Genomic DNA, 24,715 nt, shown 5'->3' on the forward strand with positions numbered 1-24,715 from the left:
TTATTTAAGATCGTAGGTAAATGACATCACGTATCCAGATCCGATTACTGCTTTGCCGGATCCTGCTGTTGTCAAAGGCGTCGACACATCCGCTTGGTTGCTGTTTGCGTCTTCGACAGCGCTATCAATCACTATTTTATAGCCAGAGTCGATCAAGCTATCGTCTATGTTCTGAGTAATGTTTAACGCTCTACCACTGGTAATGCTCGCTCCAGTTTTGCCATCGTATTCAGCACTTTTTTTACCGCTTGCACGAGACCAGCCACGTAAGTGCGAATAATACTTACGTTCTTTTCCTGCAACCCAAATCGTCTGCTGGTACTTGTCATTGGCGTCCAGAAGATAAATCGCAAAATACGCGCCGCTGCCATTGTAGCGAGCCAGTTGGGTAGTAAAGGTTACTTCCCGAGCCTGTGCTGACATGGACAATGCCAAGCCTGAAAAAATGCTTAACGCCAATAGAATGTGTTTCATCGTGGTTTCCTTTTATGTCTGTTAAGCACACTCTATAACCCTTACCTGACTCTGAGCTGAACGCGAATGTTTTTCTGAAAAAGACACAAGTTCTTAAGAAGGCACAAAAAGCTAACAAGACAAAAATCCGCGTCATTCAGGTTAATGTCAGGTCGATGAGCTATGATGAGCAAAACAATAGAATCAGAGATATGGCATGCGAGTATTGTTAATAGAAGATACAACTGGGTTAGGAGAAGCCGTTCGGGATCAAATTCGTGACGACGGCCACGCTGTAGATTGGGTACAAAGCCTGAGTTTTGCCGAAGTCAGCGTGAAAGCCACCAGCTATAATTTGATTCTACTCGATCTCATGTTACCGGATGGTAATGGCTTTGATTTTTTAAAAAGCCTTAGAAAATCAGGAAACTCAACCCCCGTAATCATTCTTACAGCTCGTGATCAGGTGTCTGACCGAATTGAAGGACTAAACGCCGGAGCCGACGATTATTTAATCAAGCCTTTCGACCTTTCTGAATTATCCGCTCGTGTCGGAGCCGTTGCTCGGCGTTATCGTGGCGACCCAAATCCACTCGTCAAAATCGGTCATTTAGAAATAGATCTGTGTGAACATCGCATTAGGGCGAATGGACAAGCAGTGGAGTTGACTGCGCGCGAATGGGCGCTATTCGAAGGCTTTGTACAACGCCCAGGGACGCTTCTATCTCGCTCGCAGCTTGAAGACCGCTTGTACCAATTCGGTGCCGAGATCGAGAGCAACACCATTGAAGTTTACATCAGTCGGTTACGCAAGAAACTAGGCCGAGATGTCATTATTACCGTCAGAAACATGGGTTATCGTTTGGAGACTTATGAGCACTAATACCAGCTTAAAGAAAAGCCTGAGCATCGGCCTGACTTTGGGAGTCTCATTACTTTGGCTATTCGGCGCCATAACTTCGGGTTTGGTGGTGCAAAAGGAGATGAACGAATCTTTCGACAAAGCGCTCAAAAAATCGGCCCAACATATTCTGCCCTTGGTGATTACCGATTCCTTCAAACAACAAAATAACGATAAATTAGGTATCCCTACTTTAGAAAACGATGATGAATACCTGACCTATGTAGTCAAAGACCAGCAAGGCAATGTTCTATTGCGCTCTAAAGATGCCAATCCGCAGATATTTGGCGAAGACCTAAAAATAGGCTTCTCTAATACCTCGACCCATCGGATTTACACCACATCCGCATTAGAGCACCATGTTTATATTGCAGTGGCTGAACCGCTAGAGCACAGGGAAGAAGATCTCATGGAGGCAGCGATTGCACTACTGCTTCCCTTACTGTTTTTAGCACCAATTAGTTTGTTAGGTATCTGGTGGATTATTCGATTGTCTCTTCGTAAAGTCGTTATCTTTCAACATGCTATTGAAGAACGTGGCGCAGGGAACTTATCGCCAGTGGAAATGGAAAAACTACCCAAAGAATTCAAACCTATCGCTGTAGCCGTCAATCGCTTGCTCGAACGACTACGCCGCACATTAGAAGCAGAACGCAGTTTTACCGCCAACAGTGCCCATGAATTACGTACGCCTCTGGCGACAGCGTTGGCCAAGGTACAACGAATCAAATCGATCACACAAGACGAGCAATTAAAACGGCAAATTGCGGATGTTGAAAGCTCGCTAAAAAGTCTATCAAAGCAGTCAGAGAAATTACTCGAATTAGCCAAAGCAGAAGGTGGTGGTGCCATTTCACAACAACCACATAACCTTGTACCTATATTGAAGATGATAGTGGGCGACTTTAGTCGTCAAACCCCAGAACGTATTAAATTAACCTTGCCGACAGGTGACATTAACTCTTTGTTAGACCCCGATGCCTTTGCCATTCTCGCGCGTAACTTAATTGAAAATGCGCTCAAACATGGCCGACCTAATCGTCCAGTGGATGTCAGTTTGCAGGCAGACGGTACGCTACGAGTGGTAAATGAGTGCGATCTTGTTGCACCGCAAGACCTCGTTTTATTACGTAATCGATTTGTGCGAGCAAATACAACGGCGCCTGGCTCCGGTCTGGGACTAGCGATTGTCGATGCAATTGCCAAAGGAGCAGAACTCACCTTACAACTTCGCTCTCCCGCCAGCGGAAAACAAGATGGTTTCGAAGTGGAGCTGAACTTAGGCATAAGCATCTCTAAGCCTTGCTAACATGTGCCTTTGTAAATCGTCGCTTAAGGTGCTTTAATTCCCTTCTATTCGCTGACACACTCTCTTCGAAATCTGTTTTATTCGAATAACAGCGCACACTAATAACCCAAAGAGGAAACACCCATGGTTACTGCTATCATCATGCTTTCTGTTGAGAAAAAATACATTAACCAAGTCGCCGAAAAGCTCGCTTCCATTGAAGGTTTGGCAGAAGTTTACTCAGTTAGTGGTCCATACGATATCGCGGCCATTGCACGCGTACAAAGCAACGATGAGATTTCTGATCTAGTAACACAACAACTGGCACAAATTGATTACATTATCAAAACAGAGACCATGCTAGCGTTTAAAGCCTATTCTAAAGATGACCTAGAAGGCATGTTTTCCGTAGGCGTTTAGCTTTACAACTCTTTTATTGGAGCGAGTAATTATGAGCCATCTTCACACTGGATCTTGCTTATGTGGCGCGGTTAAATTTGAATTGGAAGGCGAGTTTAAGAAGTTCTTCCTTTGTCATTGCAGCCGCTGTCAAAAAACATCAGGAAGCGCCCATTGCGCTAACTTATTCGCTCCTGGGGCGAAGCTAACTTGGCTAAGTGGTGAAGACAAGCTTAGTTTTTATCAGCTCGAAAACACCCATTTTCACGCACATTTTGTTCTGCATGCGGATCAAATGTTCCAACCGATGCAAAAGCGCGTGACGTGGTCGTGGTTCCAGCCGGATGCCTAGATAGCGAGGTAGACATAACACCGCAAGCCCACATATTTATGGGCAGCAAAGGCAACTGGGACGAGCACCTCAGCGAGGTTCCGGCATTTGAGACCTTGCCTCAGTAAAATACAGCTCGGCGAACCTTATGTTTCGCCGAGTCACTTTATAGGCGAGCTAGCCGCTGAGCAGCGTCTAACAAGGTACTTTCTTCTTTCGCGAAGCATAAGCGAATGAGGCGCTGATTTGTTGGTGGTTGCTGATAAAAAACACTCACAGGTATCGCTGCCACACCGACTTGATCAATAAGCCATTCACAGAAAGCCACATCGTCCAAATCACTAATCTCACTGTAATCCAGCAATTGAAAATAGGTCCCAGTACAAGGTAGCAGAGTGAATCGACTGTCTGCCAACGCGTTTCGCAATACATCCCGTTTTTGTTGGTAAAACCCTGACAATCCCGCGCTGGCTTCAGGTTCCGCTATTAAATGCTCCGCCAAGGCTTGTTGCAACGGCGTGGCCGTACAGAAAGAAACAAACTGATGCACTTTTCGCAGTTCAACCGTTAAGGCTTTCGGAGCCACAATATAGCCCACCTTCCAGCCAGTTAAATGAAAGCTTTTACCAAAAGAAGATACGACTAAGCTTCGTTTAATTAGCTCAGGGTGTTGGTGAACACTTACTGCGGATTTACCAAAGTGAATGAATTCATACACTTCATCGGATAAGACATAGATGTCACGCTGGGCAATTGCTTGCCACAAAGATTCTAAATCCTCTTCCAACCAACAACTGCCAGTTGGATTATGTGGCGTGTTGATGATGACCAAACGCGTCTTATCCGTTAGCAACTCAGAAAACGCCTGCCAGTCAGGACGGAAGTCTGGCGCTTTCAAGATCACTCGTCGACAAACACCGCCCGCTAACGTCACCGCGGGTTCATATAAATCATAGGCGGGATCGAATAAAATCACTTCATCGCCGTCATGAACTAAAGCTGCAATCGCATCAAAAATGGCTTCCGATGCCCCACTCGTCACCGTAATATCATCATTCGAATTAACTTTTCGGCCATAATGCCCCTCGATCAAACGGGCAATTGCCTCTCTGAGCATCGGCAAGCCTGTCATAGGTGAATATTGATTATTGCCGGTTAAAATAGCTTGGGATGCGCGCTCCAATAATCGAGAGTCAGGTGGGAAGTCTGGAAATCCTTGCGACAAGTTAATCGCCCCTTTTTCGGCCGCAAGAGCGGACATTTTGGTAAAAATAGTAGTGCCAACAGAGGGCAACTTGGAAATAAGAACTGAAGCGATGGTCACGATGTTTTACCCTGTTAAAAGTGAGGCACGTACATTAGTAGATAGAAACTCATTTTCCATGAAAAAAGAACGCTGAGTCAAAGGCTATCGTCGCTATTTTCACAGTTATGTTTCACGTTCAAAATTAGGTTTTGTTTCACATCAAAAGCCAGCTATTTTACTGAAAAAAATTTAACATTACAGAAAGGAAACATTTCCACAACACCATGTAACTTGAATAAAAACACTAAGAAATTAGAATTCTCAGACATCGTATTTGAGGATTAAAATATGTCTATTAAGGCGAAAACCACTTTCATTTTTCTATTGTCCACGATCTTATCGCTATCCTTATTAACAAGCGTTATTTATTTCCAAACGAAAGAAAAATCAAGTGAGTCATTAGAACAATCTGCAACCGATAAATTAATTTCGGTTCGTGAAGCTCGCAAAAAAAGTATTGAGCGTTATTTAAACTCTACGGTTAATCAAATAACTGCTCAATCTAACAATCCGACCATTAAAACAGCGATGGTAGATTTCAGTTCTGCTTTTGAAAGTGAGAACGCAGATGGGAGTCTAACAACAGAAGAAAACACTAACCTAGCATCTTACTACGAAACTGTATTTTCAAAAGAATATGAAAGACTAAATCATAAGTCTATAGATATTAATATGCTTATGGATTCTCTAAGTACCAAAGAAAAATCCTTACAGTTTCGTTACATCTCGAATAACAAACAGCCTCTTGGTGCTAAACATAAACTGGATGCTGCAAAATCTGCCGCAATTTATGATCAAGTACATGCTCAGTATCACCCTTATATTCGTAGCTACTTAGAAACGTTCGGACTTTATGATATTTTTTTGATTTCAACTTCTGGCGAGGTAGTTTATAGCGTCTACAAAGAAATAGATTTCGCAACTTCGCTAATGAATGAAACTAATATAGATAGCGGCCTAGCAAATGTCTTCCGCCAAGCAAATGAACTCAGCAACAACGAAAAATACGCCATTGTAGACTTTTCTCCTTATACCGCTTCTTATGGCGCTGCAGCTTCATTTATAGCAAAACCGCTATTTGTAGACGGAAAAAAAGTAGGAGTATTGGCTTTTCAAATCCCTATCGATCAAATTAATAACATCATGACTGGCGATAATGATTGGTCTAACTCTGGTCTAGGTCTTTCTGGAGAGAGCTACCTTGTAAACGATAATCTAAAAGCTGCAAGTATTAATCGTTTTTTGGCTGAAAATCCAGATAGCTATATAGCCAGTCTCAAAAGTACTAAAATACCTCAAATAGAAATAGAAGAGATATCACTTCGAAAAAATAATGTTGGGGTTCAAACAATAGATACCCCTTCAGTAAGAGCTGCGTTGGCAGGAGAGTCTGGAAATAAAAAAATCTTCGACTATCGAAACATTTCAGTTTTATCTTCTTATACTCCGGTTAATTTTTCCGGCTTAAATTGGGTACTAATAAGCGAAATTGATACAAAAGAAGCATTTCAAGCAGCTACAGATCTAGCTCATTCAATCCTAATAACTGCACTCCTATCATTGCTTGGAGCTAGTATTTTAGCGGTCATTATTGGATTGTTTTTTTCGAGTAAGCTCACTACACCAATAATGAAGCTCAATCGTTTTATTAATGATATTAGCCTTAATAAAGATTTATCTCGAAGAGTAGCAATAGCAGGGAAAGATGAAATATCAGAAATCAGTAACAATATTAATAATTTATTAGAAACCTTCGAAAATATTGTTAAGCAAATCACGGGGACAACGAATCAACTTGCTACATCCTCTGAGCATTTAGCTGATGTCAGTCACCAGACTCAAAAAAATATGCTACAGCAGCAAGGTGAGAGTGAGCAGCTAGCTACAGCAATGCACGAGATGGTCGCCACTGTAAATGAAATAGCTAACAACGCATCAATGGCAGCCACTTCCGCCAGAGATGCTGATAACGCTGCAAAGATAGGATTGCAGACCATTGAAAGCACAGAGTCTCATTTACAAAAATTAAATGTTGAGCTAAAAAATTCCTCTAATGTTGTTCACCGACTCAGCGAAGATAGCCAACAAATTTCTCAAATCCTTGATGTAATTAACGGCATTGCTGAACAAACTAATTTGCTGGCATTAAATGCTGCAATCGAAGCAGCACGAGCAGGAGAGCAAGGACGAGGGTTTGCTGTCGTTGCAGATGAAGTTCGTACGTTGGCGGCTCGAACCCAAGAATCGACACTACGAATCAATGACATTATTAATATGCTTCAGAATCGTAGCAAGGAAGCAGTAAGCGCTATGGCGGTGAACGAAGAACATGCGAACCAAACAATAGAACAAGCTTACAAAGCTAAAGATGCACTAAGCGAGATATCTAGAGGAGTTACAGCAATAACCGATATGAACATCCAAATAGCAAGCGCTGCGGAAGAACAAAGCTTGGTAGCGGAAGAAATAAATAAAAACGTTACGCAAATTGTAATTCTAGGTAATTCCTCATCTGAAGGAGCGAATGAAGTATCAAGTGCTAGTGAAAACTTATCCAAAATTAGCAGCGAGCTTTTATCATTAAGCGCTCAATTTAAAGTTAACAAATAAGCTTAGTTGGCGGTTTAATGGGAACATCCAGCGAGGTCGCCGCAGGACTGGCGACCACAGATGCTAAATTGATTTCTTACGGCTGTATTACTGCGGCTTTTTACACTGCACTAGGTTGTTTATTTTAGGCTCTTCGATTTTATTTATCCTCGTAAGAGCCTTTCTTCCCCACGGATAAATCCAGTAGACATAAAAACGCCAAGGCTAGCCTTGGCGTTTTAGGTTACATCAGGATAGTGTTCTACGCTGTCATAAACGGGTAATCGGTATAACCTTCTTTACCAGATGTGTAGAAAGTATCAGGGTTAGGCTCGTTTAACTCAGCTCCCACTCGAACTCTCTCAACAAAATCTGGATTCGCCAGAATGCCTTTACCAAAGGCCACACTGTCCGCTTGATTGCTCTCAATCACTTGATTGGCTTCTTCAGGTGAATAACCCATATTAACCATTAAATGCCCTTTGTAGTGCTCACGAGCCACGCTCACAACATCGGCTTGTTGCTCCGCAAAGAAGTCTGCACGCATTAAATGTAAATATGCCAAGTTAAACTGATTTAAATGCTCGGATAAAAAGCGCGTCCAAGTAACGGGGTCATTTTCTCTCATGCTTTGGAAAGTGTTTAAAGGCGACAAGCGCAAACCAACTCGGCCGCTGCCCAAAACATCTGTTACAGCTTCTAAAATTTCAGTCAAAAAACGCACACGGTTTTCTAAAGAACCGCCATATTCATCGGTGCGCTGGTTTGAGCTTTCACGTAAAAACTGGTCAATCAAATAACCGTTAGCACCATGAATTTCTACGCCATCAAAGCCCGCTTCTTTTGCATTAATTGCCGCTTGGCGAAAGTCATTAACAATGTCTTTTATTTCTTCAACGGTTAACGCACGAGGCACGGCGTACGGTTTTTTGCCTTCTGGAGTATGGGTTTCACCGTCAATGGCAATCGCGCTGGCAGATACCGACTCTTTACCACCATTTAACAAAGGATGCGCAGCACGGCCACCATGCCAAATTTGCATAAAAATACGGCCGCCTTTTTCATGTACAGCTTGTGTAGTTAGTTTCCAGCCTTCTATTTGCTCTTGCGAATAAATACCGGGGTCATCGCCAAATGTGGATGAACCTTCCGTTACCATTGTGCATTCCGTAATCAACAATCCGGTACTTGCTCGCTGAGCATAGTACTCGGCCATCAAAGCATTTGGCAGATGCCCTGGTGCACGAGTGCGGGTTAAAGGAGCCATAATAAAACGATTTGGCAACTCTAAGCTCCCCAACTTTACTGGGCTGAACAGGTTTGTTTCTGTGCTTGTCATTATGAACTCCGGAATAAGTTTCAATCTTGATATCAAGGATAAACACTACATATGGCAGTTATTTTAAAAAACAATCTAGTGCACTTTCTTTCCTGAATAGGCATTCCAAGTTCAATAAATAGTAGCTCGAAAAATAAGCACTACCAGTGCTTGCAGCTGAACTTTTCAAGGTCTATATTGCGAGCACCAGACGATAGTTATGTCGCCTTTCTTTTACCCTTTAAAACACTTTCTGTGTGAGGGAATTAAACCTAATGACATCTGATTCCAATAGGCCAATGGCTCCATTTGGCACCTTGTTAGGCATAGCTCCAGGTAATGTGCCGGTTTACTCTTCCGATTACGATTCCGCTGATGATAATGAGCTACCAAACCGTCACGCTTATCGTAGTTATGTTGACGGTATTTTTATGGGCTACAAATGGCAATGCGTAGAGTTTGCCCGTCGTTGGCTGTATCTAAACAAAGGTTACATCTTTGATGACGTCGCCATGGCATATGATATTTTTCGCCTCACCTCAGTACGCCTAATCGCCGACGAAAGCCGCTTGCCGCTAAAATCATTTCGTAATGGCTCCTTGCGTCATCCAGAAGTCGGCGCCCTGCTGATTTGGAACGAAGGCGGTGAGTTTGAAGTGACCGGACACGTGGCAATTGTGACAAAAGTCTTGCCAGATCGCTTGTACTTGGTCGAGCAAAACGTCGGTCATCAAGTGTGGCAAGAAGGCCAAGACTATTCTCGAGTATTAGATGCTCGCGTTAGCGAAGACGGCGGCTATTGGCTACGTTGTTCTTATGGTGATGCTTCAGTAATGGGCTGGGTAATACAAACCGATGATGAGACCCATTCCGAACAAATCGAACCCGATGATCCTGCCTTGTTTGACTTGCAAATACGCCACGTTCCTAACAAAGGCCAAGCATCTCGCGCTTGGTTAAATGTAGCCAATCCCGCAGAAGAAGCCTTTGTAGATATGATGGGCGGACATAAGCTCGCCAGTCGACCGGAAGACGACTACAAATATATGGTGATGACGGAAAGCGCCGAACGTGAGCTAAAACGCGCAACCAATGAATTGCACGCCTTGTTTATGCATGCCACAGATTACGTATTACAAAACGATGATCTTCTTTCTAGCTTTAATATTCCACCTGCCTTGTGGCCCAAAATCCACCAGTCTTGGGATAATCGCCGCAATCAGATGATCACTGGACGCTTTGATTTCAGTCTTTCATCGCAAGGTATCAAGGTCTACGAGTACAACTGTGACTCTGCTTCTTGCTATATGGAAGCCGGTATCATCCAAGAAAAGTGGGCCAAGCATTATGGTGCCAATGAAGGTGAAGGCTCAGCAACTGAACTGGTCGATGAATTGATAGAAGCTTGGAAAAATAGCAAGGTAAAAGGCGTGATTCACATCATGCAGGACACGGACCTTGAAGAGAATTACCACGCTCTTTTCATGAAACGCACCATGGAAAAAGCCGGGCTGAATTGCAAAGTAATAAAAGGCGTCAGTAGCCTAAGATGGGATGAAGACGGAGATGTTGTTGACGCAGATGGCGTTAAGATCCGCTGGGTATGGAAAACTTGGGCATGGGAAACGGCCCTCGATCAAATCCGTGCTGAATGCGATGACGATGAGCAGCGTCTACGAAATTACAAAACCGATGTGCCTCGTAGCGAAGCTCCACGTTTAGTCGATGTATTATTGCGTAAAGACGTAATGGTCTATGAACCACTTTGGACGCTTATTCCTAGTAATAAGGCGATTTTGCCCGTTTTATGGATGCTTTTCCCCGATCATCCGTATTTATTGGAATCGTCATTTGAGTTAAGTGATGAGCTAAAAACTAACGGCTACGTGAGCAAACCGATTGCTGGTCGCTGTGGTTTTAACATCAGCATGTACGATGGCGAAGATGCCTTAATGGAAGAAACCGCTGGTCGTTTTTCTCATCAAGATCAAATCTTCCAAGCTCTATGGAAACTGCCAGACATTGAGGGTTATCGCTCACAAGTCTGTACTTTTTCTGTAGCAGGACATTACGCAGGTAGTTGTTTGCGCGTGGATCCAACCTTGGTCATTACCAAAGACAGTGATTTAATGACCTTGCGCGTTATCGAAAACGACGATCTCATCGATAACAAATAATCCTAAACACACCAATACCTGTACCCCGTATTGGTGTGTCATGATCAACACTAAGAGACTGTTTATGACGAATCAACCTCGTATTGCCTTGATCCATGCTTTAGAAGAATCTGTCATTCCAGCCCGTGAAACCTTCCTCAAAGAATGGCCTGAAGCGTTTTGTTTTGACTTGTTGGATACCTCCTTGGCCATCGATTTAGCGAATGCCGGTAAACTCGATAACGCTATGATGGAGCGCTTTAGCGAGTTAGCGGACTACGCTGCACGTACTACTGGTAAAGCAAATAAAACCGATGCTATTTTATTCACTTGTTCTGCCTTTGGCCCTGCTATTAATGCGGTTAAAAGTCAGCTAACAATACCGGTCTTGCGGCCAAATGAATCGGCTTTTGAAGAAGCTATTAAAATGGGTAATCGTATCGGTTTGATGGTTACGTTTGGCCCTTCTTTACCTGCGCTCAAAGCTGAATTAGAAACTATGGCTGAGTCACTGGGTAAAACCATTAATGTACTTCCTGTTTTAGTTGAAGGTGCTTTAACTGCATTAAAAAGCGGTGATGTGGATACTCACAATAGGCTTGCTGCCGAGGCCTGTTTCCAACTAAACGATATCGACGTGCTAGTGTTGGGACAGTTCTCTCTTGCTAAAGCTGCTCCTTTAATTCGAGAAAGACTGACTATTCCTGTACTAACCACACCAGAAAGCGCCGTGAAGGCCTTGCGAACATTGCTCATCTAGTACCTTAAAAGCAAACTATTCCCCTATCTGTTACACACTAAAGTGATGTTTCTCAACGTCACTTTTTGGTTTTGATTTCATCCACTCCATTTCATCCACTCCATTTTATTCAGTCCTTTTCCACCATTAAAACCTTGACTCCATACAGCACGCCTTTTAGATTAGATAGCAACAAATATAACAAGTGTAACATTTTTATGACTTCTAGAATGATCCATCAAACCGAAGCCACTCGGGACAAAATCATCAATATTGCCGAAGCACTTTTTATCGAAAACGGCTTTGCAGATACCCAAATGAAAGATATTGCGATTGCCATAGGCATGAGTCGCAATACCTTATACCGCTACTATCAAGACAAATACGATTTAGGTTTTGCCATTCTGGTGGTGGTTCTCGCACGTAAGATCAGCGTTTATGAAGGCATCATAGAAAAAATCCAAGCACATCACTATTCCAGCATTCACGAAGGCCTTGGCGTGTTAATGCAGGCCTATTCAGATCTTCAATATGCCGACGACGACCGTTTCATTGCCGAATTTGATGGTTATTATGCAGGCTCACGCATCCCTAGCGGGTTTCGAGAAAATCTAAAGCAGCTACTGATGCCAGATAGCATCTCACAATCCCTATACAACCTTGTGCTTATTGGACAAAAAGAAGGCAGTATCCGCAGTGATATTCCAGCCGACTATTTGATGGTCACTATTTTCAACGCGATCACCACCTTCTTCCGGCGCATGCTATTACGCCGAGATGCCCTAATGGAAATTGAGCAAGAAGCTACCCCTAAACTCACCCCGGTTTTAATTCAATTGCTAATGGATGGAATGAAGCCATCACCACAAAGTTAAAAAGGATGAAACAATGAGTGACACAAGAATCAAACAACTCTTAGCCGAACTCACCTTAGAAGAAAAAGCCATGCTCTGTACTGGCAAGAACTTTTGGAATCTACATGGTATTGAACGCTTAGACTTACCCTCCATCATGGTGACTGATGGGCCCCATGGTTTACGTAAACAAGCAGGCGAAGGCGATCATGTCGGCCTAAACGCAGCGGTAAAAGCCACCTGTTTCCCAACAGCATCAGGGCTTGCGGCATCTTGGAATACCAAGCTTATTGAAGAAATGGGGGTAGCACTTGGCAAAGAATGCCGCGCCGAAGATGTGTCTGTCTTGCTTGGACCTGGCACCAATATTAAACGTAACCCATTAGGTGGTCGTAACTTCGAATACTTTTCCGAAGATCCATTACTTGCAGGCGATATGTCGGCCGCGTGGATCAAAGGCGTACAAAGCCAAGGCGTGGGCACCAGCTTAAAACATTTCGCGGTGAACAATCACGAACACTGCCGTATGACAGTCGATGCTATCGTCGACCAAAGAACTCTTCGTGAGATTTACCTACCCGCTTTTGAAAGAGCGGTTACACAGACACAACCTTGGACTGTCATGTGCTCCTACAACAAAATAAACGGCACGTACGCGGCAGAGCATAAACAACTGCTTGATGATATTCTAGTTAACGAGTGGGGATTTGAAGGCATTGTCGTAACCGATTGGGGCGCAAATAATGACCGTGTAGAAGGCGTTAAAAACGGTCAGCATCTTGAGATGCCAAGCTCTGGTGAGATGAATACTAAGAAGATCATTACTGCTGTGGAGAACGGCCAGCTAACGATAGAAGCTTTAGATAAATCCGTCGCTCGAGTATTGGAACTGATTCTGAAATCACAAGCTTCTCTAGAAGCCAATACAGTTCAAGCAGACTTACAAGCTCACCATGAACTCGCAGCAAGAATCGCAGAAGAAACCTGTGTACTATTGAAAAATGATGGCTTATTACCAGTTCCCGTCGGAAAGAAAATCGCCGTTATTGGCGCTTTAGCCAACAACACTCGTTACCAAGGCGCGGGCAGCTCTAAAATTAATCCATTCAAATTGGAACAGCCTCTCGACGAAATTAAAAAACAATTTGGTAATGATAACGTCAGTTATACTGCGGGTTATCACCTTAATGATGCGGAAGATAGTACCGAGATCGCCAAGGCGATTGAGTTGGCAAAACAAGCAGATGTAGTCTTTTTGTTTGCCGGGCTAACGCCAAAATATGAATCAGAAGGCTTTGACCGCCAGCACCTGAATCTTCCACAAGTCCAGCTGGACCTTATAGCAGCCCTTGGCGAACAGCTCAATAAAACCGTGGTTGTTTTACAGAATGGCGCCCCCGTATTATTGCCTTTCGTAGATAAAACCGCCGCCATACTTGAAGCCTATTTAGGCGGCCAAGCAGGTGCGTCAGCGATTGCAAAAATCTTGTCTGGTGAGGTCAACCCAAGTGGTAAATTGGCCGAAACCTTCCCTGCCAATTTAGAAGATGTGCCAAGCCAACCCTATTTCCCAGGTACCACTAAGCAAGTTCAATACCGCGAGGCGATTTGGATAGGTTATCGCTATTTCAATACCACTAAAACGAAAGCGCTGTTCCCATTCGGTCATGGTTTGTCCTATACCAATTTCACTTACTATCATTTGAAACTGCTCAGCGGTGATAAAACGCAATTTAATGAAAGCGATTCCATCAAGCTGCAAATTACCATTAGCAACATGGGTGATAAGGCTGGTGCAGAAGTCGTCCAGTGTTATGTGGGACAAAAATCTCCGTCACAACCTCGCCCAGCAAAAGAGCTCAAAGCCTTTGAGAAAGTCTTTTTAGAGCCGGGTGAGAGCAAAGAAGTTATGTTCGAACTGGATTATCGAGCCTTCGCTTATTGGCACAAAGAAAAAGCGGCTTGGATTGCCGAAAGTGGTGACTATCAAATTCATATAGGCTCTTCTGTTAATGACATTCGAGACACCGCGACAATCGCCTTAGAGACAGGCATCGTGGCCGAGCAACCAAATTGCGCTTTGGCTACGTATTTTGATCCGGCTAAACGCGACTTCAACGACGCAGCTTTTAGTGCTTTATTGGGTTACGACATTCCAACACCAACACCCATTACGCCTTACACAGTGAATTCGACCTTAGGCGACATTGCCAACGAGCCATTAGGAAAGCCTCTTTTCGATGACATGCTATCTGTGTTTACACAAATGATGGGGGGAGATCAAAACAACTCAGCAGCCGAAGCAGATCGTCTGATGGCGGAATCTATGGTGGCAGATATGCCGTTGCGTAATTTACCTGTATTCAACGGTCAGCAATATAGCGAAGAAGACATTTTGATATTAATCCATTCAATGAATAGTCGCTCAATGATGTAAAAACCTAATTAGGCAGTAGAAATACCCAGAGGTTCTACTGTCTTTACTAATATGGAGCCGCATTAATTTGAAGGGAGTAAAGCTTCAATTGAAGATAAGGAAAAATTAAAAAAGGAAAGGAAGTAATACAAGTTAAGAACAATACCGCCAGAAAAGGGAGTAACCAACGATATCGCTCTTGTTTTCAACTATGTCTTATCTGTCAACAGTTTAAAGATCAATATCACTAGAAAAGGGAATAACTAGCGATATTGCTCTTTTTATAACTATTTATTAGAAACCATAGTTAAAGCGAACTCGTGCCGCGGTTGTTTTATCATTTGCGCCTGCTGCTACGTCATCAGCAGTCGAATATGAACCAGCAAATGTCACCGTTGCATTTTCAATATCTAATAACGGAACAGTATAGGCAATATAGGTTGTTAACATAGATGGATCATTACCCGTCTTATTATCAACATTTGATCCAATTACGCCCAAACCAAAGTTTCCATAAACCATGTTAGCGACGAATGAGGATATCTTTTTGTCTGTAACGTCATCTTTACTGAAAGCAGCAGAAACGTTTACGTTTGCATCAGCAACATCAAAATTTGCAGTAACGGCATAACCGGATAAGTCAACTTTGCCTGTAGCAGTAGGGGCATTAGCTGGACCAGTTAAGGTATCGTATTTAACGCTTTCATAACCCACAGAAATTGTTGCTGCATCTGTGATAAAAGTCACAGACGGGCGAATACCCGAAATCGCAGTGGTATTATCACCATAAGGGCTAGTATCGTCAGCTTTAGTGGAACCATCACCATACAAAGTATCGATTTCAAATTTTAGCTTTTCACTAGCATTGTAATGGAAAGCAATTTGACCGCCGCCATCGCCAATACGACCACGCACTTTATTGGCCTGATACACATAATCATCGCTAACATGAACAATCAAAGTATCTTTCGCTAATGGGAATAAGTTGATTGCTTCAAAACGGCCAAGCTGGAAATCCCACGTACTATTACCTAGTTGGATAAAAGCATCATCAACAGTTGCTTCTCCATCAGTATTCAATAGTACAGTACCTTTACCAGCAAAGAAGTTATCACCCGCAGTATGCTTACTATATGCATTCAATTCGACACGACCATTCTGGTCATAAGTTGTATCGCCAGTCTCAGTATCAACAGCGTCTGTGTTTAACTCGAAATTGGCGTCAAATATAGGAGCGGCATGAGCGGCGCTAACAGATAGGATGCTGCTAACAATAGCAGTAGCTAGGATAGTTTTTTTCATGATTTCAGACCTAATTTTATGTTGTTTTTATAATAAATAGAGCATTAACAAAAAACGTGTGTTTTCGTAACCAATAATACATTTCGGTAACTTTATTACAACAAAACAACATCAAGAATTATTCTTATTTTTTACTTAATTTTTTAAGACTATAAAACTTAAATTTAACTATTTGATATATATTGCTTTTTTATAAAAATAGAGATATGCAAAATAATTAAAATTAGCCAAATTAAGTAAAAAATACTGAAAAAAAAGGCATTATGTTTTTTACTTACATGATTATGAAATATAAAAAAACACGCCATAGCTCCCAAGCAGATCAGACACCTAACGTAAATCGTCCATCAAAACATTGTTAACACATCATATCTCGCGCAAAAAAATCATTGAGTAACACCATTAGCGATTACTGAACTTAACCGCATACATTGCTTTATCCGCTCTGTGTAATAGGCTTTCTAATGTGTCATTATCTTCTACCAATGCACTACCCACACTAAATTGAATCGTAATATCTTGCTCATTAATCCGAATAACAAGTGATTCACGGTCGCTCTGTAGTTGCTCAGATATAGTGACTAGGTCTTGATCACTATTTTGCTTTACGAGTATCAAAAACTCATCCCCTCCCCAGCGAGCCACCTCACCCTTATCTCCAACAACATTGGTTAAGTAGGTAGCAATTTCCTGTAATACTAGATCCCCTGCAGCGTGCCCATGTAAATCATTAACTAATTTAAAACGATTAACATCCACATTAATTAGACCAAATGAATGGTGGTTTTTCTGCCAACGCTGCATATATTCGGTCATATGCACTTCAAAACCCCGGCGATTATATAGCTCAGTCAAAGGATCAAGCTTAGCAAGGCGACTCAATGCCTCTGTACGCTCAGCAACTTTATTCTCAAGTTCAAGCTGATACTCCAATAGAGATGTCGACATCTTCTGATAATGGGAAACCAGTTTTTTGATTTCTAGGCCAGCAAAACGGCCTAATTTTGGCGCTCGATACTGTTTTTTATCCAATGACCCAATAGAAAGATCCAACTCAGACAATGGCTTTGTCACAATCAGCGTGAGCAATAGATAGAACACGATTAAAGCGCATACAAGGCTAATGAAAAACACGACTAGCAACCCTGAAAACTCTGTCAGAGGAAGAAAACCATTGATATCAATAAAATTCACTTGAAACCAATCGATTTCAGGTATGTAAACAACACTCGCAAGTTGACGAACACCATCTTTATACACAGGAGAGGTTTTGACATGATTAGGCGCTTCTTTTGCCATTCCCAAGGTTTGCTTTAACTGCATGCGAGATTGTTCATCATCCAGCAGCTGAAAAACTAAGCTTTTATTTTCGGATTGTTTCGTTAATGAAGAGTAATCAATTAATTCTTCTCTCTGATAAAGTTGAATAGAGCCTTCATTGTTAATAAAAACAATAGCTGAATAAATATCTTGTTTTTCAACCATTTGGCGTAAAAATCCTGAAAGATCTAAGCCTGTCCCTACCACTCCCAAAACGTCATCACCATTACGTATTAAGACATCACTCCAAAGCTTAATAACCCCTAATTCTACATCTGGATTTACATTCAAATGTAGATTTAGCTTTTTCGCCATGATTTGGTAAAACCATGCATCATCAGGATTAGATTCGTGAAGTGTATACCGATAAGGATCAAGATTAGATGCTTCCTTACCATCACTATAATAATAGTGCTCATTCCCTTTTAAGGCGATGAAGTAAGATTTATCCGAAAAGCGATGTCGAAATGCTTCTGTATCATAAAGCGCTTGCTGTTTTAAAGCGTCATTAAATGGATGTTTAGCCCACGCTTTTAGCGATTCAAGCTCAGCAAATTCTTTAGATAATTTCACTTCTTGAATCAATGGTAATAAAGTTCGTACTTTATCATATTGAATCTGCTTCTCGGCATAGCGCTCAACCCAGCTAACAATAATATCTTCGGCCAAAACTCTCATTGAAAGCCAAGAAAAAAAACCTGTGAGCAACAAGATTAGAGTAGTCGATATTAAAAAGCGCGACTTAATAGCCATGTCCACAAGATTCCAAATGATTAAAGCAAAAACTGACAAAAAGTTACTAGATTAGCAAAAAATGCACCTAAGAATTATAGCTGGCATATAAAACACTATTATCCGTCCAAAAATAAGAACATTTTTGTAACGAAAAAACACAAATTAACCAACGTCTTACAAAGTGAAACAATAACTATTTACTACGCTTGTGTGTTGGCGAAAAACCTATAATTTTGCGATAAGCTCGCGAGAACGAAGAAGCATTAGAAAACCCATATTTTTCCGCCAGTAGGGCAATAGGAATCGATGATGTCATAATTAGTTGATGTGCTTGTTGCAGTTTACGCGTCAAAATATATTTTTGTGGACTCATACCAAACTGCTTTTGGCACACTACATAAAAATGGCTTTCACTCATATTGAAATAATGTGCAAGCCATTCGTTACTAAAAGTCTGATCAGGCTTACTATCAATCAAACTGTTGAGAATCACTAAGTCTAATCGCTGATGGGCAACACTTCTCCATGTACTGTCTTGTTCAGTGACGATGTCAGTCACCTGCAGCAGCACCATAGGCAGCATCTGTGTGCTAACTCGACGCCTTACTTGTTCTGACGCATGCTGTAATTGCTTGGCGGTAAATTCAAGACAGCCAATCAATTCAACAGGTAACTGGGAAAAGAATGGCGCTGAAGACAATAAAATATCCAGAGAAGAACCTGAACTTTCGGCAATGTAAGTCATTAAAGGATCTTGGCGATGCATATCTACCACCAGCAGCTCGCAATCCTTGGTCTGCCCCGAAAATAAGTGCGGAATGTTATTCGGTGCTAACGCAAAGTGCCCACGCCCCAACGCTCCCGAAGATTGAGGCAATTCACATGTCATTTTTCCTTTCCACCCGATCAGGATTTGAGAAAAATCATGCAGATGCTCACCTTGCTGTGTCGAGATCAAATTGTGACGAATTTCACTGTTCATAGCACTACAGCTTACCTTAAATATCATAACGACTATATTTATAGCAGCTCCCTATGGCACTGCATAGCTTTGGTATTAATCGTCATAGTTTTGGACAACTAAAGGAATAACCAACTTGCTAGGATGATACTTCACTCAATAGATAGGAGTCGTGACATGCAAATTTCAGCCGAAACCTTACGCGAACACTTAACATGGCCAAAAGTGATCAACGCTCTACGCGATATTTTCATCGATGACGTTCAGTCTCCCGTTCGTCATCACCATTTTATAGACGTACCAGGCGAAGCCCAAGCCACCCTGCTACTGATGCCCGCATGGATTGAAGGTAAATATTTGGGCGTAAAACAAGTCAGCGTGTTTCCGAGTAATAACGCAAAAGGCCTACCAGGATTAACCAGCCTTTACACTTTAAGTTGCGGCAACACAGGACAAACCTTGGCACAAATGGATGGTAATGTAATAACAGCCATACGTACTGCAGCGGCATCAGCCTTGGCTTCTAGCTTTCTATCTCGCCCAAATTCTCGTTCTATGTTGATGGTTGGCGCAGGGAGAATGGGCCATCATCTTGTTCCTGCACACTGTAGTGTTCGTCCTATTGAAACCGTCTGGGTTTGGGACCGAACTGTATCGACAGCGGTAGAGTTTGTCGCCGAACTACAAAACCAAGGCATTGATGCTCGTGTCGGTAACACAGAGCAACTTCCAGAAATCGCAGGTACCGTAGATATCATCAGCTGTGCCACACTTGCTAACGAGCCCATCATTCTAGGTGAATGGCTCAAGCCTGGCGTGCATGTAGACTTAGTCGGTAGCTTCACTCCAACCATGCGCGAAGTAGATAACCTAGCTATGCAAAAAGCAGAAATATTTGTCGATACTCGAGCTGGTGCCCTATCCGAAACAGGTGATTTGATCATACCCATTAGAGAAGGAGCTATCTCGGCTGACGACATTCACGCGGAGTTAACTGAGCTTTGTGGCAATACTCATCAAGGCAGATCATCTCTTCGCCAACCAGATCAAGCCATCACTTTATTCAAATCTGTAGGTGATTCCCGTGAAGATTTAGCCGCGGCAATTCTGGCGTACCAGAGCTCATAACATTTTTTAGTCAAAATTCAATCGACTTAACAACATCAAATACGCACTTTTTTGGAGAAAATCAATGGAAAACAACACCCAATCACCTACGCTGGACAATAAAAAACCAGAGACCACAAGCAGCTTTGCTGTCGTAGGTGCGGGTGTCGTCGGTTTATGTGTGGCACTAGAAGCTCAAAGGCGAGGCCACAAAGTCATATTGATTGACGATAAGGCTCCGGGTAAATCTACGTCCTCAGGCAATGCAGGGTATTTAGCCACAGAGATCATCGACCCACTGGGAACACCAGAGGTACTTAGATCTGCTCCCAAGCTTTGGTTAAATCCAAAAGGACCAATCTGTACACCAATACGCTATATAACAAAAGCTGCGCCATGGTATTGGCGTTTCATAAAAGCAGCTCAACCCGATCAGGCGCAACGCGGAACAGAGATGATACATCAGCTAAATAAAGAATCTGTTGGCGCTTGGAAACGCACCTTAACCGATATCGGCGCGGAAGCTCTTCTCATCAAAGGTGGGCATTTGGTTGTTTGGGAAAATCCCGATAAACGTGATGAAGCTTCAAAGTTGATTGAAAAAATGCACAGCTACGACATTTCCTGCGAATTAGTCGATGGGAACAAGTTAGCCTTGTTAGAGCCTGAACTATCCCAAACGCTCAGCCATGCGGTTTTCTTCCCAGAAATTCATCGGTTATCGGACCCTTATGATGTTTGCAAAGCATTATTCGAGGCATTTATAAAACGTGGAGGAAGCTTTATCACCGCTAGAGTGAACGCCATTCAACCTTATGAAGACAGCATTAGGTTAGTCACAACACAACAAACAGAGACATTTGATCGCGTTTCCATTTGCGCTGGTGCTTGGAGTAAAACGTTGCTAGAACAGGTCGGAATTCATGTGCCATTGGAAGCTGAACGTGGTTATCACGTAACTTTCCCCAACGATAAAACACGCATACATCACACTATTTTATCGGCAGACCGAAAGTTAGTTTTGTCGCCACTAGATGCAGGACTGCGTGCGGTAGGAATGAGTGAGATAGGAGGATTAGATTTACCACCAATCAAAAAGCGTTATCAGGTTTTACGCGAGCACACCAAAGGCTTGCTACCTAAACTATTCGATAACCCTAAACTTCAGTCGAGCGAATGGATGGGGCATCGGCCTTCTTTGCCAGACTCCTTACCAGTAATTGACCAGCACCCTATTTATTCTCGTTTGTCTTTTGCTTTTGGCCACCAGCATTTGGGGATTACACAGGCCGCGATAAGTGCAGAGCTATTACTGGAAAAACTAGAATTGCGTCCGACGCGAATTCCAATGAAGGCATTGCGAGTCGACCGATTTTAATGGCCATGAACAGTGTTTAACAATATATCTAACGTCTCTTCATAAAGCGGTCTCAATGCGTTTATTTCAACACTAAAATCCATTTTGGTGCTGTCATTACAGTGGTTTTCTAATTCGCGGAAAGCCGCTGCTAAGGTTTGTGCACCGACAGCATCAGAATCCCCTGCTAAACGGTGAGTAATGTCTGCCAACTCGTACAAATCTTTTTGTGCATTCATTTCAGTCAACTCTTCCAAGCCTCGCTCAATCGACGACGAAAACAGCGACACCAATTTTTGTAAACGCTGCTGACCCAATGCGGTTAGATGAGAGTAAATAAGGCTGATGTTTAACAAGCCGCTACTTACTTGCTGGTCTAGTGCTATCTGGTTGTTGAGGTTGAGCTGCTCCCCCATTACCTGATAAAGCAATTCACGTTTAAAGGGCTTAGGGATAACAGCTCGAATGCCAATATCATGACATTGTTTTACATTGCTTGGCAGAACATTAGCGGTGAGCGCTACGATAGGCGTTTGAGCATTTATCTGGCCACCATTGCGTATTTGATCAGCAACATCTAAACCACTTAACGAGGGTAAATGAATATCCATCAGAATCAAATCGAAGTGACTGTTGTTTGCTTTATGAAGCGCTTCTTGGCCATCCACAGCAAGTGTCACTTGATGTCCATCCTGCTCCAATAGTTCCGTAGTAACGGCTTGATTAATTGGCGTATCTTCAACCAGTAAAATCGACATAGGCGCTAGTTTCCGAGGCGGTTCAATAGCCTCAACCGAGGCGATATCGGCTTTATCTATCGCAATTAATGGCACATAGAACCAGAAGACACTGCCACGGCCTTCCTCACTTTCTACACCCATTTCACCTTCGAGCAACCTCACCAATTGGGCTGTAATAGCTAACCCCAGCCCTGTACCGCCAAATTGTCGTGTGACACTTTCATCTGCTTGGCTAAAGCGCTCAAATATATGTGAAAGATAGCGATCAGGAATGCCCATTCCCGTATCTTCTACCTCAATAAGTACACCACTAGATTGCTCAGGATTCTCCTCTGCAGGCATTACAGAAATGGTTACAGAGCCATCTCGAGTAAACTTAATGGCATTAGACACAAGGTTTGATAAAATTTGCCGTAACGCACCAACGGCTCCCTGGTAGCGGTCCTGTAATTGATCGCTAATCTGTACATTCAACTGCGTATTTTGTTGCTGGGCTTGAGCCAAAAACAGCAAGCTCGTGGAATTTACTAGCTCACTAATTGAAAACGGCAGAATCTCCGGACTATACATACCTTCTTCTAGACGAGCGTAGTCCAATAGACCGTTGAGAATTTCTAATAGAGCCTCCCCAGACTGGTAAATCGCGGAAAGCTTCTCGTGACTCTGAGAGGACTGAGGCTGGCTCTGTAGTAACTCCACCATACCCAAAATACCATTCAACGGCGTTTTGATTTCGTGGCTCATAGTTGCCAAAAACTGGCTCTTAGCTAAGTTCGCTTTTTCAGCCGTCTCTTTAGCATCTTGTAATCGTCGAGTCCGGCGGCTCACTTGCTCTTGCAGCTGATCTCGGTGATAGCGCAATTCAGCTTCGATCACATCTTTTTGCTTGATATCCGCTAAAATTGCTTCTCGCATGTCATTCATCGCATTCACAACAGAATCGATTTCATCACTTTCTGAACGCGGTGTTTTATGCGGCAATATAAGCTTTTTTTTGAGATTTCCAGCACCGATAGAGCGGGTATAACTGGCCATGTATTCCAGATGCCGCGTTACCATAAAATGCACAATAAGCAGTAACAAAACTCCATTAATTAACACCAGAAGACTTTGAAAAAGCGCAATTTCGATAGCAGATCGCAGCAATTTTGACTGAATAGCCGCCATATCATGATACACCGTTAGCTCGCCAAGCATACGCTGCGTCTGCTTGCCATCTCGGTCGATGTAATAGATAGGCAAAGTGGTACCATTATTATTGTTCACAATCGAGTCTTTATCCCCGACTATGATGTCATCTTGCCAATCCGCAGAATGCAAGGTAACCGCATTCACATTGGAAAAGTTCATAATACCTTTTAGCTGCAATTCTAATTGTTCGCTATCAAGATCCCATAAACCTTTTCGCACCCCTTCAATATGCGATGATGTAATGTAATCGGTTTGCTGCTGCATCGAGGCTCGCTCGCGCCGATATTCGTTGAACACCTGAACGCTAGTCGAGATAAGAGCCAGCAACAAACTTAATGACAAAAGTTTAATGAAGATACGATAAGCCAGCGGATGCATTTGCTTATAACGTAATAAATTGGGGAATAAAGTGAACCGTATTGATCGGCGCATAACTAGTAATCGAACTCCCCATTAAAACCAAGATCAGCATTGTAAATTTGGTGATAACGCTCCACCAGCTCAAGCACCATGCTAGGGTCTTTCAATAATCTGTCTAAACGCTGATTTAATAAGGGCAGCCACTTAACTAAAGGAGACTTTTTGGAAATCGCGAGATACCAAAAATCGCTAACATCTGTTTTTGTGTGACCAATCTTGCCTTCTAAACCCAATCGCTGTACATCCAACTGACCTGATAATTTTCCCATGGGTACAACGTCTAAACGATTATCAGCCAACTTTAATAGATTTTGGTCCTGAGTCGAGACAAGCTCTAAGTTCGGATATTCATGTAGAGCGGCATCCACTTTATTACCAAAGCTGTCGCCCATTAACGAGCCAACCCGCAAGCTAGCCAAAGACTTCCAGTCTGTAAATACCAGTGGATGCTCAATAGGGTAATACAGGTAAATTGACTCACGAATAACTGGAGCATCTAGGTAGGTTAGAAACTGTTGACGTTTCGACGTTTTGAATCCTGACAGCATATCAACGTTGCCTAACTCGGCTTCTTTGAGACATCGCCGCCAATTGCTATTTTGACGAGCATCAACCTTCACGCCAAGTGGCTCTAATAACATTCTAATAACGGCAACGTTGACACCATCAATTTTTTCATCAGCATTCACCCATGAAACGGGTGGATAAGCGCTGTTTCCACACACTTTTATCGTTAATCCAGATAAGCCATTCTGCGGTGGATGAGAGACTGACAACGCATCGTTTTCAGCTAAAGCACTCCAAGAAAACAACATACTCAACCAGATAAAGC

20 protein-coding genes and 1 pseudogene are annotated in these 24,715 nt (G+C 42.7%); 13 read left to right on the top strand and 8 right to left on the bottom strand.

Features of this window, described 5'->3' with window-relative positions; all coding sequences use genetic code 11:
• Positions 1-474 (bottom strand): DUF2271 domain-containing protein, encoded by a 474-nt coding sequence (locus B6N13_RS05745; protein ID WP_169458790.1) that lies wholly within the window; start codon positions 472-474, stop codon positions 1-3.
• A 196-nt stretch (positions 475-670) separates the two neighbouring features.
• Between B6N13_RS05745 and B6N13_RS05750 the strand changes: the two genes are divergently transcribed.
• The 5 genes and pseudogenes from B6N13_RS05750 to B6N13_RS23535 form a co-directional block, all read left to right on the top strand.
• The gene (locus tag B6N13_RS05750) at positions 671-1,336 is read left to right on the top strand and encodes a response regulator transcription factor (protein ID WP_169458791.1); all 666 of its coding nucleotides are present in this window, start codon (positions 671-673) and stop codon (positions 1,334-1,336) included.
• Positions 1,326-2,663: an ATP-binding protein gene (locus tag B6N13_RS05755; protein WP_169458792.1), complete on the top strand. Its 1,338-nt coding sequence runs from the start codon at positions 1,326-1,328 to the stop codon at positions 2,661-2,663. The genes B6N13_RS05750 and B6N13_RS05755 overlap by 11 nt, the downstream gene beginning before the upstream one ends.
• Positions 2,664-2,786: 123 nt before the next feature.
• Complete coding sequence (locus B6N13_RS05760; protein ID WP_169458793.1) at positions 2,787-3,062, top strand: Lrp/AsnC ligand binding domain-containing protein; 276 nt, start codon at positions 2,787-2,789, stop codon at positions 3,060-3,062.
• Between the two features lie 31 nt (positions 3,063-3,093).
• Positions 3,094-3,393 carry a GFA family protein gene (locus B6N13_RS05765; protein WP_282434068.1) on the top strand — a complete coding sequence of 100 codons (300 nt, stop codon included), beginning with the start codon at positions 3,094-3,096 and terminating at the stop codon, positions 3,391-3,393.
• A pseudogene (locus B6N13_RS23535) lies at positions 3,351-3,500 on the top strand (aldehyde-activating protein); the annotation flags it as partial. The gene B6N13_RS05765 and the pseudogene B6N13_RS23535, both read left to right, overlap by 43 nt.
• A 38-nt stretch (positions 3,501-3,538) precedes the next feature.
• On the opposite strand, the gene B6N13_RS05770 reads toward B6N13_RS23535, so the two are convergent.
• A complete protein-coding gene (locus B6N13_RS05770) occupies positions 3,539-4,696 on the bottom strand; it encodes a methionine aminotransferase (RefSeq protein ID WP_169458794.1) in 1,158 nt (385 codons plus the stop codon).
• Between the two features lie 270 nt (positions 4,697-4,966).
• Here B6N13_RS05770 and B6N13_RS05775 point away from each other — a divergent pair, with 270 nt between their 5' ends.
• Together B6N13_RS05775 and B6N13_RS05780 are read left to right on the top strand one after the other, a co-directional pair.
• Entirely contained in the window at positions 4,967-7,288 is a 2,322-nt protein-coding gene (locus B6N13_RS05775) for a methyl-accepting chemotaxis protein (RefSeq protein ID WP_169458795.1), read from the top strand.
• A gap of 17 nt (positions 7,289-7,305) precedes the next feature.
• On the top strand, positions 7,306-7,416 hold the full coding sequence (locus B6N13_RS05780) for a hypothetical protein (RefSeq protein WP_248280242.1): 111 nt from the start codon (positions 7,306-7,308) through the stop codon (positions 7,414-7,416).
• A gap of 113 nt (positions 7,417-7,529) precedes the next feature.
• On the opposite strand, the gene B6N13_RS05785 is transcribed toward B6N13_RS05780, so the two are convergent.
• Positions 7,530-8,606, bottom strand: a complete 1,077-nt coding sequence (locus tag B6N13_RS05785; RefSeq protein WP_169458796.1) for an alkene reductase — start codon at positions 8,604-8,606, stop codon at positions 7,530-7,532.
• A gap of 254 nt (positions 8,607-8,860) precedes the next feature.
• On the opposite strand from B6N13_RS05785, the gene gss reads away from it, so the two are divergent.
• From gss to B6N13_RS05805, 4 genes are all read left to right on the top strand, one after another.
• Positions 8,861-10,762 carry a bifunctional glutathionylspermidine amidase/synthase gene (gss, locus tag B6N13_RS05790; protein ID WP_169458797.1) on the top strand — a complete coding sequence of 634 codons (1,902 nt, stop codon included), beginning with the start codon at positions 8,861-8,863 and terminating at the stop codon, positions 10,760-10,762.
• 64 nt (positions 10,763-10,826) lie between these two features.
• Positions 10,827-11,501, top strand: coding sequence for an aspartate/glutamate racemase family protein (locus B6N13_RS05795; RefSeq protein WP_169458798.1), 675 nt, complete (start codon positions 10,827-10,829; stop codon positions 11,499-11,501).
• Positions 11,502-11,698: 197 nt separating this feature from the next.
• Positions 11,699-12,355 (top strand): TetR/AcrR family transcriptional regulator, encoded by a 657-nt coding sequence (locus B6N13_RS05800; RefSeq protein ID WP_169458799.1) that lies wholly within the window; start codon positions 11,699-11,701, stop codon positions 12,353-12,355.
• A gap of 13 nt (positions 12,356-12,368) precedes the next feature.
• The gene (locus B6N13_RS05805; protein WP_169458800.1) at positions 12,369-14,771 is read left to right on the top strand and encodes a glycoside hydrolase family 3 C-terminal domain-containing protein; all 2,403 of its coding nucleotides are present in this window, start codon (positions 12,369-12,371) and stop codon (positions 14,769-14,771) included.
• A gap of 273 nt (positions 14,772-15,044) precedes the next feature.
• Here B6N13_RS05805 and B6N13_RS05810 read toward each other — a convergent pair whose 3' ends face one another.
• From B6N13_RS05810 to B6N13_RS05820, 3 genes are all read right to left on the bottom strand, one after another.
• Entirely contained in the window at positions 15,045-16,052 is a 1,008-nt protein-coding gene (locus tag B6N13_RS05810; protein WP_169458801.1) for a carbohydrate porin, read from the bottom strand.
• A gap of 402 nt (positions 16,053-16,454) precedes the next feature.
• A complete protein-coding gene (locus B6N13_RS05815; protein ID WP_169458802.1) occupies positions 16,455-18,125 on the bottom strand; it encodes a GGDEF domain-containing protein in 1,671 nt (556 codons plus the stop codon).
• Positions 18,126-18,300: 175 nt separating this feature from the next.
• Positions 18,301-19,089 (bottom strand): AraC family transcriptional regulator, encoded by a 789-nt coding sequence (locus tag B6N13_RS05820; RefSeq protein WP_048813859.1) that lies wholly within the window; start codon positions 19,087-19,089, stop codon positions 18,301-18,303.
• 156 nt (positions 19,090-19,245) lie between these two features.
• Between B6N13_RS05820 and B6N13_RS05825 the strand changes: the two genes are divergently transcribed.
• Both B6N13_RS05825 and B6N13_RS05830 read left to right on the top strand, forming a co-directional pair.
• Positions 19,246-20,196 carry an ornithine cyclodeaminase family protein gene (locus B6N13_RS05825; RefSeq protein ID WP_169458803.1) on the top strand — a complete coding sequence of 317 codons (951 nt, stop codon included), beginning with the start codon at positions 19,246-19,248 and terminating at the stop codon, positions 20,194-20,196.
• 64 nt (positions 20,197-20,260) lie between these two features.
• Positions 20,261-21,553, top strand: a complete 1,293-nt coding sequence (locus B6N13_RS05830; RefSeq protein ID WP_169458804.1) for an FAD-dependent oxidoreductase — start codon at positions 20,261-20,263, stop codon at positions 21,551-21,553.
• Here the strand turns inward: B6N13_RS05830 and B6N13_RS05835 are convergent.
• The gene (locus tag B6N13_RS05835; RefSeq protein WP_169458805.1) at positions 21,550-23,895 is read right to left on the bottom strand and encodes an ATP-binding protein; all 2,346 of its coding nucleotides are present in this window, start codon (positions 23,893-23,895) and stop codon (positions 21,550-21,552) included. The genes B6N13_RS05830 and B6N13_RS05835 overlap by 4 nt on opposite strands.
• A gap of 2 nt (positions 23,896-23,897) precedes the next feature.
• A complete protein-coding gene (locus B6N13_RS05840) occupies positions 23,898-24,698 on the bottom strand; it encodes a transporter substrate-binding domain-containing protein (protein ID WP_011978038.1) in 801 nt (266 codons plus the stop codon).
• Between the last annotated feature and the right edge of the window lie 17 nt (positions 24,699-24,715).

The organism is Marinomonas sp. UCMA 3892 (genome assembly GCF_012726345.1).
GTDB lineage: Bacteria > Pseudomonadota > Gammaproteobacteria > Pseudomonadales > Marinomonadaceae > Marinomonas.

Excerpts from the sequence above, each read along its gene's own strand:
- B6N13_RS05745 (WP_169458790.1), bottom strand. The coding sequence starts at position 474 with ATGAAACACATTCTATTGGCGTTAAGCATTTTTTCAGGCTTGGCATTG.
- B6N13_RS05750 (WP_169458791.1), top strand. The coding sequence starts at position 671 with ATGCGAGTATTGTTAATAGAAGATACAACTGGGTTAGGAGAAGCCGTT.
- B6N13_RS05755 (WP_169458792.1), top strand. The coding sequence starts at position 1,326 with ATGAGCACTAATACCAGCTTAAAGAAAAGCCTGAGCATCGGCCTGACT.
- B6N13_RS05760 (WP_169458793.1), top strand. The coding sequence starts at position 2,787 with ATGGTTACTGCTATCATCATGCTTTCTGTTGAGAAAAAATACATTAAC.
- B6N13_RS05765 (WP_282434068.1), top strand. The coding sequence starts at position 3,094 with ATGAGCCATCTTCACACTGGATCTTGCTTATGTGGCGCGGTTAAATTT.
- B6N13_RS05775 (WP_169458795.1), top strand. The coding sequence starts at position 4,967 with ATGTCTATTAAGGCGAAAACCACTTTCATTTTTCTATTGTCCACGATC.
- B6N13_RS05780 (WP_248280242.1), top strand. The coding sequence starts at position 7,306 with ATGGGAACATCCAGCGAGGTCGCCGCAGGACTGGCGACCACAGATGCT.
- B6N13_RS05785 (WP_169458796.1), bottom strand. The coding sequence starts at position 8,606 with ATGACAAGCACAGAAACAAACCTGTTCAGCCCAGTAAAGTTGGGGAGC.
- gss (WP_169458797.1), top strand. The coding sequence starts at position 8,861 with ATGACATCTGATTCCAATAGGCCAATGGCTCCATTTGGCACCTTGTTA.
- B6N13_RS05795 (WP_169458798.1), top strand. The coding sequence starts at position 10,827 with ATGACGAATCAACCTCGTATTGCCTTGATCCATGCTTTAGAAGAATCT.
- B6N13_RS05800 (WP_169458799.1), top strand. The coding sequence starts at position 11,699 with ATGACTTCTAGAATGATCCATCAAACCGAAGCCACTCGGGACAAAATC.
- B6N13_RS05805 (WP_169458800.1), top strand. The coding sequence starts at position 12,369 with ATGAGTGACACAAGAATCAAACAACTCTTAGCCGAACTCACCTTAGAA.
- B6N13_RS05810 (WP_169458801.1), bottom strand. The coding sequence starts at position 16,052 with ATGAAAAAAACTATCCTAGCTACTGCTATTGTTAGCAGCATCCTATCT.
- B6N13_RS05815 (WP_169458802.1), bottom strand. The coding sequence starts at position 18,125 with ATGGCTATTAAGTCGCGCTTTTTAATATCGACTACTCTAATCTTGTTG.
- B6N13_RS05820 (WP_048813859.1), bottom strand. The coding sequence starts at position 19,089 with ATGAACAGTGAAATTCGTCACAATTTGATCTCGACACAGCAAGGTGAG.
- B6N13_RS05825 (WP_169458803.1), top strand. The coding sequence starts at position 19,246 with ATGCAAATTTCAGCCGAAACCTTACGCGAACACTTAACATGGCCAAAA.
- B6N13_RS05830 (WP_169458804.1), top strand. The coding sequence starts at position 20,261 with ATGGAAAACAACACCCAATCACCTACGCTGGACAATAAAAAACCAGAG.
- B6N13_RS05835 (WP_169458805.1), bottom strand. The coding sequence starts at position 23,895 with ATGCGCCGATCAATACGGTTCACTTTATTCCCCAATTTATTACGTTAT.
- B6N13_RS05840 (WP_011978038.1), bottom strand. The coding sequence starts at position 24,698 with ATGTTGTTTTCTTGGAGTGCTTTAGCTGAAAACGATGCGTTGTCAGTC.